The 18,430-nt window shown below is 74.8% G+C and carries 12 protein-coding genes; 7 read left to right on the top strand and 5 right to left on the bottom strand.

The window, feature by feature from the left end; genetic code table 11:
- Positions 1–50: 50 nt before the first annotated feature.
- Positions 51–3,440: a S8 family serine peptidase gene (locus tag FB457_RS05910; RefSeq protein WP_145781067.1), complete on the bottom strand. Its 3,390-nt coding sequence runs from the start codon at positions 3,438–3,440 to the stop codon at positions 51–53.
- A gap of 89 nt (positions 3,441–3,529) precedes the next feature.
- Here FB457_RS05910 and FB457_RS05905 point away from each other — a divergent pair, with 89 nt between their 5' ends.
- On the top strand, positions 3,530–4,504 hold the full coding sequence (locus FB457_RS05905) for a LuxR C-terminal-related transcriptional regulator (RefSeq protein ID WP_145781066.1): 975 nt from the start codon (positions 3,530–3,532) through the stop codon (positions 4,502–4,504).
- Positions 4,505–4,753: 249 nt separating this feature from the next.
- Positions 4,754–5,509, top strand: a complete 756-nt coding sequence (locus FB457_RS05900) for a S1 family peptidase (protein WP_486588933.1) — start codon at positions 4,754–4,756, stop codon at positions 5,507–5,509.
- A gap of 22 nt (positions 5,510–5,531) precedes the next feature.
- Here the strand turns inward: FB457_RS05900 and FB457_RS05895 are convergent, their stop codons facing one another.
- The 3 genes from FB457_RS05895 to FB457_RS05885 all read right to left on the bottom strand — a co-directional run bounded on the left by FB457_RS05895 (position 5,532) and on the right by FB457_RS05885 (position 8,761).
- Entirely contained in the window at positions 5,532–6,269 is a 738-nt protein-coding gene (locus FB457_RS05895; protein ID WP_145781064.1) for a DUF2071 domain-containing protein, read from the bottom strand.
- A gap of 73 nt (positions 6,270–6,342) precedes the next feature.
- Positions 6,343–6,858 (bottom strand): O-acetyl-ADP-ribose deacetylase, encoded by a 516-nt coding sequence (locus FB457_RS05890; RefSeq protein WP_145781062.1) that lies wholly within the window; start codon positions 6,856–6,858, stop codon positions 6,343–6,345.
- Positions 6,859–6,916: 58 nt separating this feature from the next.
- A complete protein-coding gene (locus tag FB457_RS05885) occupies positions 6,917–8,761 on the bottom strand; it encodes an ABC transporter transmembrane domain-containing protein (RefSeq protein ID WP_145781060.1) in 1,845 nt (614 codons plus the stop codon).
- 90 nt (positions 8,762–8,851) lie between these two features.
- Here FB457_RS05885 and FB457_RS05880 point away from each other — a divergent pair, with 90 nt between their 5' ends.
- The 3 genes from FB457_RS05880 (at position 8,852) to FB457_RS05870 (ending at position 13,833) form a co-directional block, all read left to right on the top strand.
- Positions 8,852–9,307 (top strand): MarR family winged helix-turn-helix transcriptional regulator, encoded by a 456-nt coding sequence (locus FB457_RS05880; protein ID WP_125933725.1) that lies wholly within the window; start codon positions 8,852–8,854, stop codon positions 9,305–9,307.
- Between the two features lie 12 nt (positions 9,308–9,319).
- On the top strand, positions 9,320–12,283 hold the full coding sequence (locus tag FB457_RS05875) for an FAD-binding and (Fe-S)-binding domain-containing protein (RefSeq protein ID WP_145781058.1): 2,964 nt from the start codon (positions 9,320–9,322) through the stop codon (positions 12,281–12,283).
- Positions 12,284–12,396: 113 nt separating this feature from the next.
- Positions 12,397–13,833 (top strand): Gfo/Idh/MocA family protein, encoded by a 1,437-nt coding sequence (locus tag FB457_RS05870; protein WP_047014563.1) that lies wholly within the window; start codon positions 12,397–12,399, stop codon positions 13,831–13,833.
- Between the two features lie 37 nt (positions 13,834–13,870).
- On the opposite strand, the gene FB457_RS05865 is transcribed toward FB457_RS05870, so the two are convergent.
- Positions 13,871–14,629 (bottom strand): L,D-transpeptidase family protein, encoded by a 759-nt coding sequence (locus FB457_RS05865; protein WP_047014564.1) that lies wholly within the window; start codon positions 14,627–14,629, stop codon positions 13,871–13,873.
- Positions 14,630–14,789: 160 nt separating this feature from the next.
- Here FB457_RS05865 and FB457_RS05860 point away from each other — a divergent pair, with 160 nt between their 5' ends.
- Complete coding sequence (locus FB457_RS05860; RefSeq protein ID WP_145781056.1) at positions 14,790–16,625, top strand: ABC transporter ATP-binding protein; 1,836 nt, start codon at positions 14,790–14,792, stop codon at positions 16,623–16,625.
- Positions 16,622–18,403, top strand: coding sequence for an ABC transporter transmembrane domain-containing protein (locus tag FB457_RS05855; protein WP_145781054.1), 1,782 nt, complete (start codon positions 16,622–16,624; stop codon positions 18,401–18,403). Before FB457_RS05860 ends, FB457_RS05855 begins: the two co-directional genes overlap by 4 nt.
- Positions 18,404–18,430: the final 27 nt, after the last annotated feature.

Genomic DNA, 18,430 nt, shown 5'->3' with positions numbered 1-18,430 from the left:
GCGGGGTGCGCGTGCCGGCCCCGGCGGTGCGCCGGGGCCGGCACGGCGGCTCAGCCGGCGCGGTAGGCGTCGATGATCGTCTGCTCGATCGCCCGGCCCTCGGCGGCCGTACCGCGCACCCGTACGGACACCTCCTGGCCCGGCCGCGGCCACACCCCCGGCACCAGCGCGGTCAGTTCACCGTCCCGCCCGGGGAACACCAGCGCCTCGTGCCAGCGCTCGCCGCCGTCGGTGGAGGCCCAGAACCGCACGCTGCCGCGCTCGGTCCTGATCGCGTCCTCCGGGCCCGCGGTGGAGGTGAGCCGCAGGCCGACGGTGAGCGGCCGGTGCGCGGGGACGGTCCCGTCGCGGTCGGTGCGGGGCGCGTAGTCGACGCCCAGCAGCCGCACCCGCTCCTGTCCCACCAGCGGATCCGCGGGACCGCGGGCCGGGAAGGTCCAGCTCGTGCGCGTCTCGCCGCCGATGGGCAGCGCGTCGCGGTCGGGGCGCGAGGTGTGCTCCAGCCGGTACGTGGCGGGTTCAGGCGCGACCGGGAAGTAGCTGGTGCCGGGGCGGGCCGGTATCTCCCTGCCGTCGCGGAAGAGCCGCAGGCTCTCGTTCCCGGCGGTCGCGATGTTCCAGATCGAACCCTGGTGTTCGCCGTCGCTGAGCGACACCGGCAGGTCGAGCTGGTCGCCGTAGTGCAGCCCGGCGATGACCGCCGGGGCCGGGGCGCCGTACCAGACCGGCGCCGCGCTCTCCCCCCGCTCGTACGGCAGCGTGGGCGCGCACAGCCGCGGGAGCGCCGGCTCGGGGCCGAGGACGCAGTGGCGCCACTTCACGTCCGGCCGTGCGGTGACCATCTCGACGCGGCGCTGCGGCACGTCGAGCGGGTACTCGTGGACGAGGGCGGTCTCGATGCCGGCGGGGCGCGCCTCGCGCGATTCGGTGTACGTGTCGGCGCGGCCGTGCAGCGAGCGGTAGTCGGCCTCGACGCGGGCCAGTTGACGCGCCTCGGCGCGGGTGACGCGGTAGCGCGGCGGGTCGGGGATCGTCCTGCCCTGGCCGAGCACCAGTTCGTAGACGTCGGCCTGCCGCCCCTGCGGCCTGCCGTCGGCCTCCAGCCGCCAGCGGGTCGCGAACGCCGAGGTGCCGTGCCGTACCGGCTCGGTGGGCTGGAGGAAGACCCGGCCCTGCTCGATCTCCTCGCCGGTCGCGTAGATCCCCTCGTCCATCCCGCCGGTGCCGGACTCGTCGTGGCGCGCGTAGTGGACGGAGGCGTGCCGCACCCTGGTGTCCGCGCCCTCGACGGTCGCGGGCCGCAGCGGCAGGGCCTTGCGGGCGTCGATGGTGTAGGCCATGTCGCCGTCGAGCATGACCTCGGGCGAGCCGGCGAACGCGACGGTGCCGGCCTCGCCGTCCGCGGCGGGGGTCTCCACCTTGGCCAGCATCGACAGCGGCCCCGGCAGCATGCGGGCGGTGGCGCGGCCGTTCTCGTCCAGGTGGACGGTGCGGAAGCCGCCGCCGGTCTCGGGGTACGTCTCCCGCATGTTGAGCAGCCACAGGCTGCCGCCCGCCCAGGGCCGGCCGTTCCGGTCGAGGACGGTCAGGTCCACGTCGTGGCGGGGCGGTTCGAGGTAGAAGCTGAGCGGCAGGGTGACGGTGTCGTGCCCGCTCTCGGTGAGGACGACGGCGCCGGAGTAGACGCCGGGCGCGACGCCCTCGGGCGTCAGCGTGACCGTCACCCGCTCGGTGGCACCGGGTGCGACGGTCACGGCGGCGGGCGTCACGCTCACGGCACCCTCGGCGAGAGGGGCGCCGGCGCGCTCGGTGGCGAGGTCGGTGAGGGAGATCGCGCGGGGCTCGGTGCCGTTGTTGGTGAGGGTCACCTCGATCGACGCGGGGCGCTCGCCATCCGGGTAGCGCAGGTAGCCGAAATCGACGTTGCCGCGGTCGAGTCGGAGGGTCTCGTTCGCGGCGCCCGGCAGGTCGAGGACGCCGGCGCCGGCCGCGTGCGGCCGGGGTGCGGCGGCGTCGCCGTCGGCGGTGGTCATGAGCGTGGTCTTCAGCCGCCGCCAGTCCCAGTCGGGGTGCTTCTCCAGCAGCAGCGCGGCGGCGCCGGCGACGTGCGGGGTGGCCTGCGAGGTGCCGCTCATCTCCGTGTACGGATCGGCCGTGCCGCCGCCCGCGCGGGCGCCGGTGACGGCGACGCCCGGGGCGGCCAGGTCGGGCTTGGAGAGGTACGCGCCGGTCGTCGGCCCGATGCTGGTGAACCGGGGCGTACCGCCGCCGGCGTCCACGGCTCCCACGGTCAGCGCGCTCTCCGCGACTCCCGGGCTGCCGATGGTGCCGGAGTACGGCCCCGAGTTGCCCGCGGCGACGACGAAGAGGGTGCCGGTGTCGGCGGCCAGGGTGTCGAGCGCGCGGGCGACCGGATCGTTCTCCGGGTACTCGGGCGCGGTGCCGCCGAGGCTGAGGTTGACCACGTCGGCACCCTGCTCGGTGGCCCACTGCATCCCGGCGATCACCCAGGACGCCCGGCCCTGGCCCTCGCCGTCCAGGACCCGGCCGGACAGCAGCCGGGCGCCGTACGCGACGCCCTTGCGGGCGCCGCCGGACGCGGCGCCGCTGCCCGCGACGAGGGAGGCGACGTGGGTGCCGTGGCCGTTGCGGTCCTCCGTGGTGCCCTCGCCGGTGAAGTCGGCGGCGCCGGCGACCCTGCCGCGCAGGTCGGGGTGGTCGGCGTCGACACCGGAGTCGAGCACGGCGACGTCCACGCCGGCGCCGCTCAGCCCGGCGTCCCAGACCTCGGGGGCGCCGATCTGGCTCAGGTTGCCGTCGAGTTCCGCGGCCTCCAGGCTGCGGTCCAGCCACACCCGGCGCACCCCGGCCGCGGCCGGGCCCGCGGGCCGGGCGAGGGTCGCGGCGAAGGTGCCGGCGCGCTTCTTGGGCAGCTCGACGGCGACGGCGTCGAGGGCGGGCAGCGGCAGGGCGTCCTCGCGGGCCGCCTCGCCCGCCGCGGCCAACGGGCGGGGGCCCTGCACGATCAGCGGGAGCGCGCGGGTGGAGGCGTCGTCGTAGCCCATCTCGACGAGAGCGGTGACGTTGAAGAGTTCGAGGTCGAGCACCTCGGGGACGAGTCCTGCGGCGTCGTCCGGGACGACGTAGACGTCGTCGCCGTCGCGCAGGGTGGTGAAGGAGCGGCTGCCGGAGCCAGGCCGCGGGGTGACGGAGACGGCGGGGGGACCGTCCGCGGCGGGGGCGTCGAGGGTGACCTCGTCGCCGGTGACGAGGGTGACCGTGGCGGAGGCGGAGGGAGCGGCGCCGCCCGCGGGCGGCGCGGCGAGGGGCGGAGGGCCGGCCGCGGCCGGCGTGGCCGACAGGGCCGGGAGCGTCAGCCCGCCGAGGAGGAGGGCCGTCACGGCGGCGCGGACGTGCTGAGAGAGCCGTCTGGAGGACATGATCCCGGTCTTACCCCGGCGGACCTGCGCGGCGGAACGAATCTTCGTGGCGTCTTGTCGCCACGTCCACAAGTAGCCACCATGGCCGGATGCTTGAGGCCCTGGGGATACCGCCGTACGCCGAGTCCGTCTACCGCGCGCTGCTCGCGGCGCCCGGCCGCACCGTCGCCCAGCTCGCCGGGGAGCTGAGGCGCTCCGAGCGCGTCACCCGGCGCAGCGTCACGGAGCTGGAGGAGGTGGGCCTGGTCAGCCGGCTGCCCGGGCGCCCGGTGCGGCTGCTGGCCACCCGCCCTGACACCGCCGTCGACCTGCTCGTCGCGCGGCGCCGCCGGGAGCTGGGCGAGCTGCAGCGCAACGCACGGGCGCTGGCGGCGACGCTGAGCACGGGCCGGCAGCCGGACGAGCTGCTGGAGATCCTCACCGGCCGGCAGGCCATCGCGGAGCGCTTCGGCCAGCTCGTCCGCGGCTGCGAGCGGGAGTTGCTGGTCTTCGACCGGCCGCCGTACGCGGCGGACGTGACGCCCTCGGAGGAGAGCGTGACGGCGCGGCTGCACGAGCAGGTGGTGGTACGGGGCATCTACGCCCCGGAGTCGCTGGAGTACCCCGGCGCGCTGGCCGCGGCGCGGCGCGCGGCGGCCAACGGCGAGCAGTCGCGGGTCCATCCGCAGGTGCCGATGAAGCTGGCGCTCGCGGACCGCGCGGTGGCGCTGCTGCCGATCGCGCTCGACGACCAGGTGGACAGCGCGCTGGTGATCCGCCCGTGCGCGCTGCTGGACGCGCTGGTGAGCCTCTTCGAGCTGCTGTGGCAGCAGGCCGCGCCGCTGCTGCCCCGGCCCGCACAGGACCGTCCTTCGTGCTCGGACCTGGGGCTGCTCACGCTGCTGGCGGCGGGGGTCAAGGACGAGGCGATCGCCCGGCAGTTGGGCGTGAGCCCGCGGACGGTCACCCGGCGGTTGGCGGAGCTGCTGGACGAGCTCGGCGCCCGTACCCGCTTCCAGGCGGGAATCCTGGCCCAGCGCCGCGGCTGGCTTCCCGACCCGGAGGCGCACGGCCGGCGGGAGTAATTCCCGCCGCTCGCCGGCGCCTCGCATTGTTCCATGGCCATATCGCCGCGTGATGTAAGCGATTTCCTCGACCGGTCCCGGAATCACGATTTCCAGATGATGAACTCCCAGCTCAGTGCCGCGATTTCCGGGTTGGTGAATTCCCGTTCCGCCCGCCGCCCTGTTTACCTCCGGCTGAACTCGTGTTTACGCTCCTGCGATTTACCTCCGGCGTACCCGCGCCAAAGTCTCCATGGGAGGAAACCGCGAATGAACGGACGAATGCGCACCATCATGCGGCTCGGCGGGTTAACGACCGCCGTCGTGGCCATTCTGTCGATGTCGGGTGCGGCCGCGGCCACCGGCGGCCCGGAGCCCACGCCCCCGCCCACGGCGCAGATCGTCGGCGGCCAGCCGGCTTCCGAGACGTACTCCTTCATGGCCTCGCTGCAGAGCGCGTCGGGCGGCCACACCTGCGGCGGCAGCCTGGTCGACCCGAGCTGGGTCGTCACCGCCGCGCACTGCGGCACCCCGTACCAGGTGCGGATCGGCACCACCGACCGCACCGCGGGCGGCGAGGTCCGCCGCGTCGTCGAACGCCGCCAGCTCGCCGCCGACATGACCCTGCTGCGGCTCGGCACCCCCTCGACGAAGACGCCCGTGCCCATCGCCGCCTCCGCGCCCGCCGGCTCGGCGACCCGGCTGATCGGCTGGGGCCAGACCTGTCCGACCCGCGGCTGCGGCGCCCCGCCGGTCGGGCTGCGGCAGCTCGACACCACGGTCCTGGCCGACTCCTCCTGCGCGGGCATCCAGGGCGCGTACGAGCTGTGCGTGAACGGCGGCGGCGGCCGGGGCGCGTGCTACGGCGACTCCGGCGGCCCGGCGGTCGTCGGCGGGCCCGGCGACTGGCGGCTCGTCGGCGCCACGAGCCGCGGTACGGCGGGCACGTGCGCCGTCTCGCCCGCGATCTACGGGGATGTGACGTCGGTGAAGTCCCGGATCGACGCCATCGTCGGCGGCGCCTGACCCGCCCGCTACGGCCGGCCGGTCACGAGGCGCGCCGCGGGCGGCCGAAGCGCACCTGGACGCCCGGCGAGTACAGGACGCTGACCGGGTCGCCGGCGGGCGCGGGCAGGCCCGCCGCCGCGACCAGGTTCTCCTCGCACCGCACCAGTTCCGCGCGGTGCAGCGGCCAGCGGGGGTGCTCGTTGGGCAGGTAGGCGGTACCGCCGAAGAAGGCGGTGTGCAGCCCCCAGCGCGCGGTGAGGAAGTGCTCCAGCGCGCTCGGCTCGCCGATCCGTGCGCCCGGACGCACGGTCAGGCGGCTGTACGCGCCGCGCGGGCCCGGCCGGCGGCGCGAGCTGGTGTAGACGACCGTGTCACCGGCCCGGCGGACGGCCATCCGCGACCAGACGTACGGCAGCCCGAAGCCGAGCCGGCCCAGCACCACGGGGACCAGCCGGGCGGCGTCCAGCGACCGGAACACGACACCGCGCCGCCCGCGGCCGTCGACCGAGTACAGGCGCACGTTGGTCTCGGGGAAGGAGCCGAGGTACGGCACCGCGGGCAGCCGCAGCCACCCGACGCGGTGCATCCGGAACGCGACGAGCCCGGCGTACGCGACCCCGTCGTGCGTGTCCGGCGCGGTCCCGCGGGGCAGCAGGCGCGCCACGGCGTCCGGCTCGACGGCCCAGTGGACGAACGTCAGGTCCAGCCACTGCTGGGTGAGGAGCGGGAACCGCAGGGCGTGCGGGGCGTCGGGGGTGACGGGCTCGGGCTTCTGCACGGTGCCAGCATCGCAGTGCCGGCGCGGCGCGGCCCGGGTGGGCGCGCCGCGGCCGGGACGCTCCTATGGATCGTCAGCCGAGGTGCCGGGCGAACGCCTCGTGGGCCCGGGTGTCGAAGAGGACGAAGCGCACCTCGTCGAAGGCCCGCTTGTCGACGGACTCCTGGACGGCGGCCACCGCGATCCGGGCCGCGTCGTCCAGCGGCCAGCCGAACGCACCGGTGGAGACGGCGGGGAACGCGACCGTGCGGGCGCCCAGTTCGCGGGCGACGGCCAGCGACGCGCGGTAGCAGGAGGCCAGTTCCGCCGAGCGGTCCCCGCTCCGCGTCCACACCGGGCCGACGGTGTGGATCACCCAGCGGGCCGGCAGCAGCCCGGCGGCGGTGGCCACCGCGCGGCCGGCCGGCAGACCGTCCGGGTAGGCGGAGGCGCGCAGTTCGCGGCACTCCTCGACGATGCTCTTGCCGCCCCTGCGGTGGATGGCGCCGTCGACGCCCCCGCCGCCCAGCAGCGAGGAGTGGGCGGCGTTGACCAGCGCGTCGACCCGCTGCTCGGTGATGTCGCCGCGCACGGCCGTGAGCACACCCATGGCGCCACCGTAGTACGGGCACCGGGCCGGCGGCCGGGCGCCCGGCCGGTACGCCGGCTCAGACGGTGACCGACGCGCCCTCCGCCACCGGCTCGCCTCCCGCGACCGCGCTCGCGTCCGCGTCGAGGTCGCGGCGGACCAGCGCCGCGTACCGGCCGCCGGCGGCCATCAGCTTCTCGTGCGTGCCGAGTTCGGCGATCCGGCCGTCGTGCAGGACCGCGATCTGGTCGGCGTCGCGGACCGTGGAGAGCCGGTGCGCGATGGTGATCGTCGTACGGCCCGCGGCCAGCGCGTCCACCGCCTCCTGCACCGCGCGCTCGGTGCGGGTGTCCAGGGCGCTGGTGGCCTCGTCGAGGACGAGCACCGGCGGGTCGCGCAGGATGGTGCGGGCGAGGGCCAGGCGCTGCTTCTCGCCGCCGGAGAAGCGGTAGCCGCGCTCGCCGACGAGGGTGTCGTAGCCGTCGGGCAGGGCGGCGATGTGGTCGTGGATCTGCGCGGCGCGGGCGGCGGCCTCGATCTCGGCGTCGGTCGCGTCCGGGCGGGCGAAGCGCAGGTTGTCGGCGACGGAGGCGTGGAAGAGGTACGTCTCCTGGGCGACGACGCCGACCGCGCGGGCGAGCGAGTCGAAGTCGAGGTCGCGCACGTCGGTGCCGTCGAGGGTGACCCGGCCGCCGGTGACGTCGTACAGCCGCGGCACCAGATAGCCCAGGGTGGACTTGCCGGCGCCCGTGGGGCCGACGATCGCCAGGCTGCTGCCGGCGGGCACGGTGAGGTCGACGTCGCGCAGCGTCGGCTGTCCCGCCTCGTACGCGAAGTCGACCTTCTCGAAGCGCACCTCGCCGCGGGGCTTCACCAGCCGCACCGGGTGCTCGGGCTCGGCGATGTCGACGGGCAGGTCGAGGTACTCGAAGATGCGCTGGAAGAGGGCGAGCGAGGTCTGCATCTGCACGCCGGTCGAGAGCAGGCTGACGGTGGGCCGGAAGAGGCCCTGCTGGAGTGAGACGAAGGCCACGACGGTGCCGATGGACACGGCCTGCCCGCCGGTGCCGGAGGCCAGGCCCGCGGTCCAGTAGATGACGGCCGGCATGGCGGCCATGACGACGCCGATGGTGGCCATCCGCCAGCGGCCCGCCATGTTGGCCCGTACCTCCAGGTCCACCAGGCTCTCCGACTCGTCGGCGAAGCCGCGGGTGAGGCTGTCGGAGCGGCCCATGGTGCGGCCGAGCATGATGCCGCTCACCGACAGCGACTCGGTCACGCCCGCGGCCATGGCGGCCATCTGCTTCTGCCGCTGCGAGGTGATCTTCTTGCGCTCGCGGCCGACGCGGCGGGCGATCCAGACGAAGAGCGGCAGCAGGAGCAGCGAGACGACGGTCAGCCGCCAGTCGAGCGCGAGCATGGCGACGACGGTGGCGATGACACTGGTGAGGTTGGAGACCAGCGAGGTGGCGGTGGTGGTGACGGTGGCCTGCATGCCGCCGATGTCGTTGGCGATGCGGGACTGCACCTCGCCGGTGCGGGTGCGGGTGAAGAACGCCAGCGGCATGCGCTGCAACTGGGCGTAGACGGCGGTGCGCAGGTCGTGCATGACGCGCTGGCCGACGGTGGTGGAGATGAGGGTCTGGAGCACGCCGAAGACGCCGCCGAGCACGGCGACGCCGACCATGCCGAGCGCGAGCAGGCTGAGCAGCCCGGTGCGGCCCTCGGGCAGGGCGGTGTCGACGACCTCGCGGAGCAGGAACGGCGAGGCGACCGAGACCAGCGAGGACGCGGCCACCAGCAGCCCGACCACGGCGAGGCGGCCGCGGTACGGGCGGAAGAGCGCGAGGATCCGGCGCACCTGGGCGGGCTGCTCCGGATCGGAGGGCGGGGGTGACCACCCGTCGAGTGGATCGTGCGGCATGGGCCTCCTAGAAGAGCGTGACGACCTTATGGGAGGGTAGCTCATTGTTACCTATATACACAATGAATATGCTCCTGCTACCCTCGGAGCGTGTCCCAGTCGCCCCCGCCCCCCGCAGACGTGACCGGCCAGTTGGCGGAGCAGCTCCTGCTGCTCACCCGCCGCATCCACTACGCGCAGAAGCACCACTTCAAGCCGCTGGGCATCACGCCCGCCCAGTCCCGGCTGCTGCGCACCCTGGAGCGCCACGAGGAACCGCCGCGGATGGCCGACCTCGCCGAGCGCCTGGGCGTCGTCCCCCGCGCGGTCACCACGCACGTCGACGCGCTGGAGGCGGGCGGCCTGGTCCGGCGCGTGCCCGACCCGGCCAACCGGCGGGTGATCCGGATCGAGACCACCGCGGCCGGGCGCACGGCGCTCGCCGAGCTGCACCGGGCCCGCCTGGCCGCCGCCGCGGACGTGCTGGAGCCGCTGTCGGAACAGCAGCGTGAAAAACTGCTCGGGCTCATCGCCCCCCTGGTCGACCCGCACGGCCACCCCTGCTGAGGAGTCCGTTCCATGCCGCTGCTCCAGCCCAAGCCCTCGGCCCTGCGCCCCGGCCGCGGAGCGGCGGCGCCCGCGCCCGACCGGGTCGCCGACGACCTCGCCGCGGGCACGCCGGAGCCGCTGCGCGCGGAGCTGACGGCGCTGCTGGGTGCGGAGAAGGTGCTGACGGGCGCCTCGGACCTGGTGCGGTATGCCTCGGACGCCAGCCCGTACCGGTTCGTGCCGCGGGCGGTGGCCCTGGCCGAGACGGTCGCGGACGTCTCGGCGCTCTTCAGGTTCGCCCACGAGCACGGCCGGAAGCTGGTCTTCCGGGCGGCGGGCACGTCGCTGAACGGCCAGGCGCAGGGCGAGGACATCCTCGTCGACGTCCGCCGCCACTGGGCGGGCGTCGAGGTGCTCGACGACGCCGCGGCACGCGCCCGCGTCGGCCCCGGCACCACCGTCGTACGGGCCAACGCCACCCTCGCCAGGCACGGCCGCGTCCTCGGCCCCGACCCGGCCAGCGCCATCGCCTGCACCCTCGGCGGCGTCGTCGCCAACAACGCCTCGGGCATGACGGCGGGCACCACGCGCAACTCGTACCGCACGCTCGCCTCGCTGACCTTCGTGCTGCCCTCCGGCACCGTCGTGGACACCGCCGCGCCCGACGCCGACGAACGGCTGGCCGCCGCCGAGCCGGAGCTGTGGAGCGGTCTGCTCGCGCTCAAGGCCGAGATCGAGGCGGACGCGGAGCTGACGGCCCGCATCCGCGCCAAGTACGAGATCAAGAACACCAACGGCTACCGGCTCGACGCCTTCCTCGACGGCGCCACCCCCGTGCAGATACTGCGCGGGCTGATGGTCGGCTCCGAGGGCACGCTCGGCTTCATCGCCGACACCGTCTTCGACACGCTGCCGCTGGACCGGCACACCTCCACGGCGCTGCTGTTCTTTCCCACCCTCCAGGCCGCCGCGGCCGCGGTGCCGGCGTTCAACGCCGCCGGAGCGCGGGCCGTGGAGCTGATGGACGGCAACACGCTGCGCGCCTCGGTGAGCGTCGCCGGGGTGCCCGCCGACTGGGCGGAGCTGCCGAAGGAGACGGCGGCGCTGCTGGTGGAGTTCCGGGCGCCGGACGAGGCGGCGCGGGAGGCGTACGAGGAGGCGGCGGCCGGGGTGCTGGCGGGGCTCGACCTCGTAGCGCCGGTCGGGTCCGTGGCGGCCGAGGGCAACGCGTTCACCCGCGACCCGGGCCGCATCGGCGGCTACTGGAAGGCGCGCAAGGCGTTCGTGACCGCCGTCGGCGGCTCCCGCCCGGCCGGTACGACCCTCATCACCGAGGACTTCGCCGTCCCGCCCGGCCAGCTGGCCGAAGCCTGCGAGGCGCTGCTCGAACTCCAGGCGCGGCACGGCTTCGACGCCGCCGTCGCCGGCCACGCCGCCCACGGCAACCTGCACTTCCTGCTCGCCTTCGACGCCGCGGAGCCCGCCGACGTCGAGCGGTACGCGGCCTTCATGGACGACTTCTGCCGGCTGACCGTCGAGCGCTTCGACGGCTCGCTGAAGGCCGAGCACGCCACCGGCCGCAACATCGCCCCGTTCCTCGCGCTGGAGTGGGGCGAGCGGGCCACCGGGCTGATGTGGCGGATCAAGGAGCTGATCGACCCGCACGGCATCCTCGCCCCGCGGGTGCTGCTCGACCGCGACCCGCAGGCGCACCTCCGCGGGCTGAAGACCATCCCGCGGATCGAGGACGTCGCCGACCCGTGCATCGAGTGCGGCTTCTGCGAACCCACCTGCCCCAGCGGCGACCTGACGACCACCCCGCGGCAACGCATCGTGCTGCGCCGGGAGATGCTGCGCCAGCCGCCGGACGCGCCGGTCACCGGCAGCCTTCTCCAGGCGTACGGGTACGACGCCGTCGACACCTGCGCCGGCGACTCCACGTGCGGCCTGGACTGCCCCGTCGGCATCGACACCGGGCAGATGATGAAGGACTTCCGGCACGCCCGGCACTCCGCCCGCGAGGAGCGCGCCGCCGCCGCCACCGCCCGTCGCTTCCGCCAGGTCGAACGGGCCGCCCGGCTGGCCGTCGCCGTCGCGCACCGGCTCGGCGACCGGGTGCCGGGCGCGGCGACCCGGCTCGCGCGCCGCGCGGTACGCCCCGACCTCGTACCCGAGTGGCTGCCGGAGATCCCCGCTCCGGCGGCGCGCCGGCTGCCCGGCACCGTCCGCGAGGACGCCGCCGCCGTCTACTTCCCGGCGTGCGTCAACCGCATCTTCGGCGGCCCGGACGACGCGCGCGGACCGAACCTCGCGGAGGCCGTCGTCGCCGTCTCCGCCCGCGCCGGGCGGCCCGTGTGGATCCCCGACGACGTCACCGGCACCTGCTGCTCCACCATCTGGCACTCCAAGGGCTACGCCGACGGCACCCGGGTGATGGCCAACCGCATCGTCGAGGCCGCCTGGTGGTGGACCGACGGCGCCCGGCTGCCGGTCGTCGTCGACGCCTCGTCCTGCACCCTGGGCCTCGCGCACGAGGTGGTGCCGTATCTGACGGAGGCGAGCCGCAAGCTGCACGCGCAGCTCACCGTCGTCGACTCGCTCGACTGGGCCGCCGACGAGCTGCTGCCCCATCTGACGGTCGAGCGCAAGACCGCCTCCGCCGTGGTCCACCCGACCTGCTCGATGCGCCATCTGGGCAACACCGGCCGGCTCACCGCGCTGGCCGAGGCGGTCGCGGAGGAGGTCGTCGTGCCGGACGACGCGGCCTGCTGCGCCTTCGCCGGCGACCGCGGCCTGCTGCACAAGGAGCTGACCGCGTCCGCGACCGCGCGCGAGGCCGCGGAGGTCGCCGCCCGGGAGTACGACGCGCACCTGTCGGCGAACCGGATGTGCGAGATCGGCATGGACCGGGCCACGGGCCGCTCGTACCGCTCCGTACTGCTGGAGCTGGAGCGCGCCACCCGCCCCGCGGGGGTCCGGGGACGCCGCGGATAAGTCCATCCGGCCCGGGCGGTAAGTCCAACTCCTCAGTGGTGCAGACCTCTTGTCGGCACGCGCGGGTCCGGCGAGGGTGGCGGCGAACCTTCCGCACACCTTCCGGAGGACGCATGCGCGAGGAGAACGCCACCCCGAGACCAGGCGATTCCGACGACGGCTACTCCCGCCGTTCGGTTCTGCGCTCGGCGGGCATCGCCGGTGCAGGGCTCGGCCTGGGGGCCTTCGGCGCCTCCCAGGCCCAGGCGGCAGACGCAGGCGCGGCCGGTGAAGCCGCGGCGCCGGCCGTGCCGCCGCGGCGGGGCAGGACGATGATCGGCGTGCCCTTCGAGACCCACACCACCGTGCGGGTCGGGATCGTGGGCCTCGGCAACCGCGGCGGCGGCATGATCGACCTGTTCCTGGCCCAGCCGGGCGTCCGGGTGACCGCGCTGTGCGACCCGGTCGTGGACAAGGTGGAGCGGGCCGCGAAGAAGGTCGTCGCCGCCGGCCAGCCGGCGCCCGCCACGTACACCAAGGGCGACCACGACTTCGAGCAGCTCTGCGCCCGCGGCGACATCGACTTCGTCTACGTCGCCACCCCCTGGGACTGGCACTTCGAGATGGCCAAGGCGGCCATGACGAACGGCAAGCACGTCGGTGTCGAGTGCCCCATCGCGATGACCGTGAAGGAGCTGTGGGACCTCGTCGACCTGTCCGAGCGCACACGCAGGCACTGCATGCAGTTGGAGAACTGCGCGTACGGCAAGAACGAGATGCGGGTGCTGCGCATGGCGCACGCCGGGCTCTTCGGCGAACTGCTGCACGCCGCCGGCGCGTACAACCACGACCTGCGCGGGCTGATGTTCGACCCCGACTACTACGAGGGCCCGTGGCGCCGGCTGTGGCACACCCGGCTGCGCGGCGACCTCTACCCCAACCACGGCTTCGGCCCGACGGCCAACTACATGGACGTCAACCGCGGCGACCGCGTCACGCAGATCTCCAGCTTCGGCACTCCGGCCCTGGGCCTCGCCGAGTACCGCGAGGAGCACATGCCCGCCGGCGACCCGAGCTGGAAGGAGACGTACATCGGCAGCGACCGCACCTTCAGCGTGCTGCAGACGGCCAGGGGCCGCGTCATCCGGCTGGAGCACGACGTCTCCACCCCGCACCCGTACAGCCGGATCAACTCCCTCGGCGGCACGAAGGGCGTCTTCGAGGACTACGAGCCGCGCATCTACCTGGAGCCGATGCACACCGACGACCGGTGGCACAGCTTCGCGGACTTCGCGGAGTACGACCACTGGCTGTGGAAGGAGCACTCCAACCCGCCCGGCGGCCACGGCGGCATGGACTACATCATGATCTTCCGGCTGATGCAGTGCATGCGCCTCGGCCTGGTCCCGGACTTCGACGTCTACGACGCCGTGACCTGGACCGCGCCGGTGCCGCTCAGCCACGAGTCGATCAAGGCGGGCGGCAGGCCGCAGCAGATCCCGGACTTCACCCGCGGCGGGTGGAAGGACAAGCGCTCCGGCGTCGACTCGGAGAAGCCCGACGAGGCGTGAGCGCCGGCTTACGGCCGGTCCGCGGCGCGGCGCGCCGCTAGCCGGCCAGGGAGGCCCGGTCGCCCATCACGGCGACCGGGTCCTTCCGCGGGTCCAGGGTGCGCAGCAGCGTCGTCATCCCGGACTTGGAGATGCTGACGCACCCGGACGTGCCGCTGCCGTGGTCCATGTGGAACCAGATCGAGCCGCCCTTCCCCTGCCCCTGCGGGCGCGTCGGGTCGAGCGGCGAGGTGCCCCGCACGCGGTTGTAGTCGATGGCGATGACGAGGTCGAAGTCGTTCCAGTGCGTCTCGGGCCAGTAGTGGGGCGCGGCGAAGGCCGGGCTCTGCAGGTACGGGAGCTTCGCGCCCGGGTCGGCGAGGACGCCGCCGGCGTCGGAGAGCGTGAACACCCCCACGGGGCTGCGCTTGTCGCCCTCGCGGTGGTCGGGGGTCCAGCCCCTCTTGCCGTTGTGCGCGGGCCAGCTCTCCCGGCGCTGCCAGTCCCCGCCGCGCTTCTCGTAGAGGACGACGGTGGCGTCGGCGGAGTCGGGGCCCTCGCCGTAGACGGCGACGGCCTGGCGGGAGTCCGCGGGCACCTTCCCGTTCAGCCGGGCGCCGACGCCGGGGATGTCGCCGGGCGGGGTGCCCGGCGACGCGCTCGCGTCGCCGGTGGGCGCGGCCTTGCCCGTACCGCCCGTACCCCCGCCGTCACCGCCGTCGCCGCCCGAAGTGCCGCAGCCGGCCAGCAGAATCAGCCCCACCGCCGCGGCGGCCGTCCGGCGCGGCAGCCGCCCGCTCGTCCCGTACGCACGCATACACCCATCGTCACACGCCGCGTCCCGCGCCCTCCCGGGCGGGCCCCGCGGGCCGTGGCGCGATGGCCACGGCGCGGGGGGAAAACCGGTTGAAAACCCGCCCGCAAACCGCCAGCCTTGCACGGCTCACCCACACCCGAGACGACCATTTTGGGATGCCATGCAGTTGCGCGACCTGCCGCACACGGACCCCGGTGAACCCGACGTCCGATCCGGCCGCCACTTCCTCGTCTGGCTCGGCCGCATGCAGCTCGGCGGCCAGGTGGCCGCGCTCCTCTGGGGCCTGGTGTGGATGCTGCCCCTCGGCGCGATGCCGCTGGCCGTGGGCATGGCCGTGCAGGCGGTCGTGGACCGGAACGGCGGGCGGCTCGCGGTCGCCGGCGCGCTGCTGATCGCGTTCGGCGCGCTGATGGCGCTCGGCGACAGCATGCTGCACCGCGCGGCCGTCACCAACTGGATCACCGCCGCTTCCCGGGTCCAGCAGTTGCTGGCCCGCAAGGCCGCCGACCTGGGCTCGATCCTCACCCGGCGGGTGGCGGCCGGCGAGGTGGTCGCGGTGAGCACGGGCGACGTGGAGAAGATCGGCTGGTTCGTCGAGTCGTTCTCGCGGTTCACCGCCGCGCTGTTCACCGCCCTCGCCGTCACGGCGGGCCTCGTCGTCTACGCGCCGGAGCTGGGCCTCCTCGTCGCCGTCGCGCTGCCCGTGCTGGCGCTCGCGCCGCTGCCGCTGCTGCCGTACGCCACCCGCCGCGCCGACGACCAGCGGGCCAAGGCCGGCCGGGCGACCGAGCTGGCCGCGGACACCGTGGCGGGGCTGCGGGTGCTGCGCGGCATCGGCGGCGAGGAGCTGTTCCTCGACCGCTACCGGGAGGCGTCGCAGAAGGTGCGGACCGCGGCGGTGCGCAGCGCGCGGATGTGGGCGCTGATCCACGCCGTGCAGGTGGCGCTGCCGGGGGTGCTGCTGGTGGTCGTCGTCGGGCACGGGGCGGGGCTCGCGCGGAACGGGACGATCACGGTCGGCGAGCTGGTCACGGTCTACGGGGCGGTGACGTTCCTGCTCTTCCCGATGCATCACTTCGCCGAGCTGGCGATGGCGTACTCCTTCTCCCGTCCCTCCGCCAAGCGCGCCGCCCGGGTCCTCGGGCTCGCCCGCACCACGACCGGCGGCACCGGCACCGACCACGGCCCGCTCGGCGGCGAGCTGCACGACCCGGCGACCGGGCTGCGCGCCGCGGCCGGCCAGATGACCGCCGTGGTGTGCGGCGACCCGGACGCCGCGGGGCGGCTCGCCGACCGGCTCGGCGGGCACCCGGCGGAGCCGGGCGAGCTGCCGTCGGTGCGGCTCGGCGGCGTGGAGCTGGACGACGTGCCGCTCGCGGGGGCGCGGGCGGCGGTGCTGGTGCAGGACAAGGACCCGATGCTGCTGTCCGGGACGCTGGCCGACCTGCTGGACGTACCCGCGTCGGGATCGGTCAAGCCCGCCGCCGCGCTGGCCGCCGCGCAGTGCGGCGACGTGCTCACCGCGCTGGCGCAGGCGGCGGCCGCGGCGCCGGACGGCGACGGGGCGCCGATGGGCGCGCCGATCACCGAGCGCGGCCGGTCGCTCTCCGGCGGCCAGCGCCAGCGGCTGGCACTGGCGCGGTCGCTGGTGGCCGACCCGGAGGTGCTGGTGCTGGACGAGCCGACGTCGGCGGTCGACTCGCACACCGAGGCGCGTATCGCCGAGAGCCTGCGGGAGATCCGCGCGGGACGTACGACGGTGGTGTTCACCTCCAGCCCGCTGCTGCTGGACCGGGCGGACACGGTGGTGTTCGTGCAGGACGGCACGGTGCTGGCCGAGGGGCCGCACCGCGAACTGCTCCACGGCGACGTCGCGTACCGCGCCGTGGTCACCCGGGAGACGGACGGCGAGACGCAGGCCGGCCGCGTACCGGAAGGCGATCCTGCCGTACGCGGCGAGGGCGGCGTGCCGCAGATGATGGAGGAGACCGCATGATCGGCGTGCGACCGCCGGAGTACGACCCGGCCGCGCCGCGCACCGCGACCACCCTGCCGGTGGGCGCTCCCGCGACCGTGCGCGGCTACGTGGCGGAGCTGCTGCGCCGGCACCGGACGGCATTCCTGCTGCTGATCGCCGTCAACGCGATCGCCGTCATCGCCTCCATGACCGGCCCGTACCTGCTGGGCGGACTGGTCGAGGACCTGTCCGCGGGGGTCGAGGACCTCCCTCTGACGCGCGCGGTGGTGCTGTTCTCGATCGCGCTGGCGATCCAGGCGGTCTTCATCCGGCTGGTGCGGCTGCGCGGCGCGATGCTGGGCGAGCGGATGCTCGCGGACCTGCGCGAGGACTTCCTCGTGCGGTCCGTGGGCCTGCCCCCGGGCGTACTGGAGCGGGCCGGGACCGGCGATCTGCTGTCCCGTATCACCACGGACATCGACCGGCTGGCGAACGCGATGCGCGAGGCCGTGCCGCAGTTGACGATCGCGGTGGTGTGGGTCGGGCTGGTGCTCGGCGGCATGGTGGTGATGGCGCCGCCGCTGGCGGTGGCGGTGGTGCTGGCCGCGCCGGTGCTGCTCGCGGGCTGCCGCTGGTACTTCAAGCGGGCGCCGAGCGCGTACCGCTCGGAGGCCGCGGGGTACGCCGCCGTGGCCGCGGCGCTCTCCGAGACGGTGGACGCGGGGCGCACGGTGGAGGCGCACCGGCTGGGCGCGCGCCGCGTCGCGCTCTCGGACCGGCGGGTGAAGGAATGGGTGGCGTGGGAGCGGTACACGCTCTATCTGCGCTGCATGTTCTTCCCTGTGTTCAACGCCACGCACGTCGTCGTGGTCGGCTCCGTGCTGCTGATCGGCGGCGCGTTCGTCTTCCAGGGCTGGATGAGCGTCGGCGAGCTGACGACGGGCGCGCTGCTCGCGCAGATGCTCACCGAGCCGGTGGGCATGATCCTGCGCTGGTACGACGAACTCCAGGTGGCCCAGGTGTCGCTGGCCCGGCTGGTGGGCGTACGGGACATCGAGGAGGAGCCCGGCGACGCGGCCGTGCGGCCCGGCGGCCGGGACGTCCACGCCGACGAGGTCCGCTTCGGCTACCGCGCGGGGGCGGACGTGCTGCACGGCGTCTCGCTGCGGTTGCGGCCGGGCAGCCGGCTGGCGCTGGTCGGGCCCTCGGGCGCGGGCAAGTCGACGCTGGGGCGGCTGCTGGCCGGGATCTACTCGCCGCGGCGCGGCGAGATCCGGCTCGGCGGCGCGGAGCTGGCGCGGATGCCGGCCGAGCGGGTGCGCGAGCATGTGGCGCTGGTCAACCAGGAGCACCACGTCTTCGTCGGCTCGCTCCGCGACAACCTGCGCCTGGCGCGTACCGGGGCGAGCGACGCGGAGCTGTGGGCGGCGCTGGGCGCGGTCGACGCGGGCGAGTGGTCCCGGGCGCTGGACGACGGCCTCGACACCGAGGTCGGCTCGGGCGGCACGGCCCTCACCCCGGCGCAGGCGCAGCAGATCGCGCTCGCCCGGCTGGTGCTGGCCGACCCGCACACGCTGGTCCTCGACGAGGCGACGTCGCTGCTCGATCCGCGGGCGGCGCGGCACCTGGAGCGGTCGCTGGCGAAGGTCCTGGACGGCCGCACGGTCGTGGCCATCGCCCACCGCCTGCACACCGCGCACGACGCGGACGTCATCGCGGTGGTCGAGGAGGGCCGCATCAGCGAACTCGGCAGCCACGACGAACTGGTCGCGGCAGACGGCGCCTACGCGGCCCTCTGGCGCTCCTGGCACGGCTGACCTCCCGCCGGACGGTGTCCTGGACCG

It is taken from the genome of Streptomyces sp. CNZ287 (assembly GCF_007827615.1).
The sequence above is the reverse complement of the archived record's forward strand: the minus strand, read 5'-3'. Positions and strand labels throughout refer to the sequence as shown.

Coding starts and splice junctions, on each gene's coding strand:
- FB457_RS05865 (WP_047014564.1), bottom strand. CDS start 14,629: ATGCGTGCGTACGGGACGAGCGGGCGGCTGCCGCGCCGGACGGCCGCC.
- FB457_RS05890 (WP_145781062.1), bottom strand. CDS start 6,858: ATGGGTGTGCTCACGGCCGTGCGCGGCGACATCACCGAGCAGCGGGTC.
- FB457_RS05910 (WP_145781067.1), bottom strand. CDS start 3,440: ATGTCCTCCAGACGGCTCTCTCAGCACGTCCGCGCCGCCGTGACGGCC.
- FB457_RS05855 (WP_145781054.1), top strand. CDS start 16,622: ATGATCGGCGTGCGACCGCCGGAGTACGACCCGGCCGCGCCGCGCACC.
- FB457_RS05885 (WP_145781060.1), bottom strand. CDS start 8,761: ATGCCGCACGATCCACTCGACGGGTGGTCACCCCCGCCCTCCGATCCG.
- FB457_RS05905 (WP_145781066.1), top strand. CDS start 3,530: ATGCTTGAGGCCCTGGGGATACCGCCGTACGCCGAGTCCGTCTACCGC.
- FB457_RS05870 (WP_047014563.1), top strand. CDS start 12,397: ATGCGCGAGGAGAACGCCACCCCGAGACCAGGCGATTCCGACGACGGC.
- FB457_RS05900 (WP_486588933.1), top strand. CDS start 4,754: ATGAACGGACGAATGCGCACCATCATGCGGCTCGGCGGGTTAACGACC.
- FB457_RS05875 (WP_145781058.1), top strand. CDS start 9,320: ATGCCGCTGCTCCAGCCCAAGCCCTCGGCCCTGCGCCCCGGCCGCGGA.
- FB457_RS05860 (WP_145781056.1), top strand. CDS start 14,790: ATGCAGTTGCGCGACCTGCCGCACACGGACCCCGGTGAACCCGACGTC.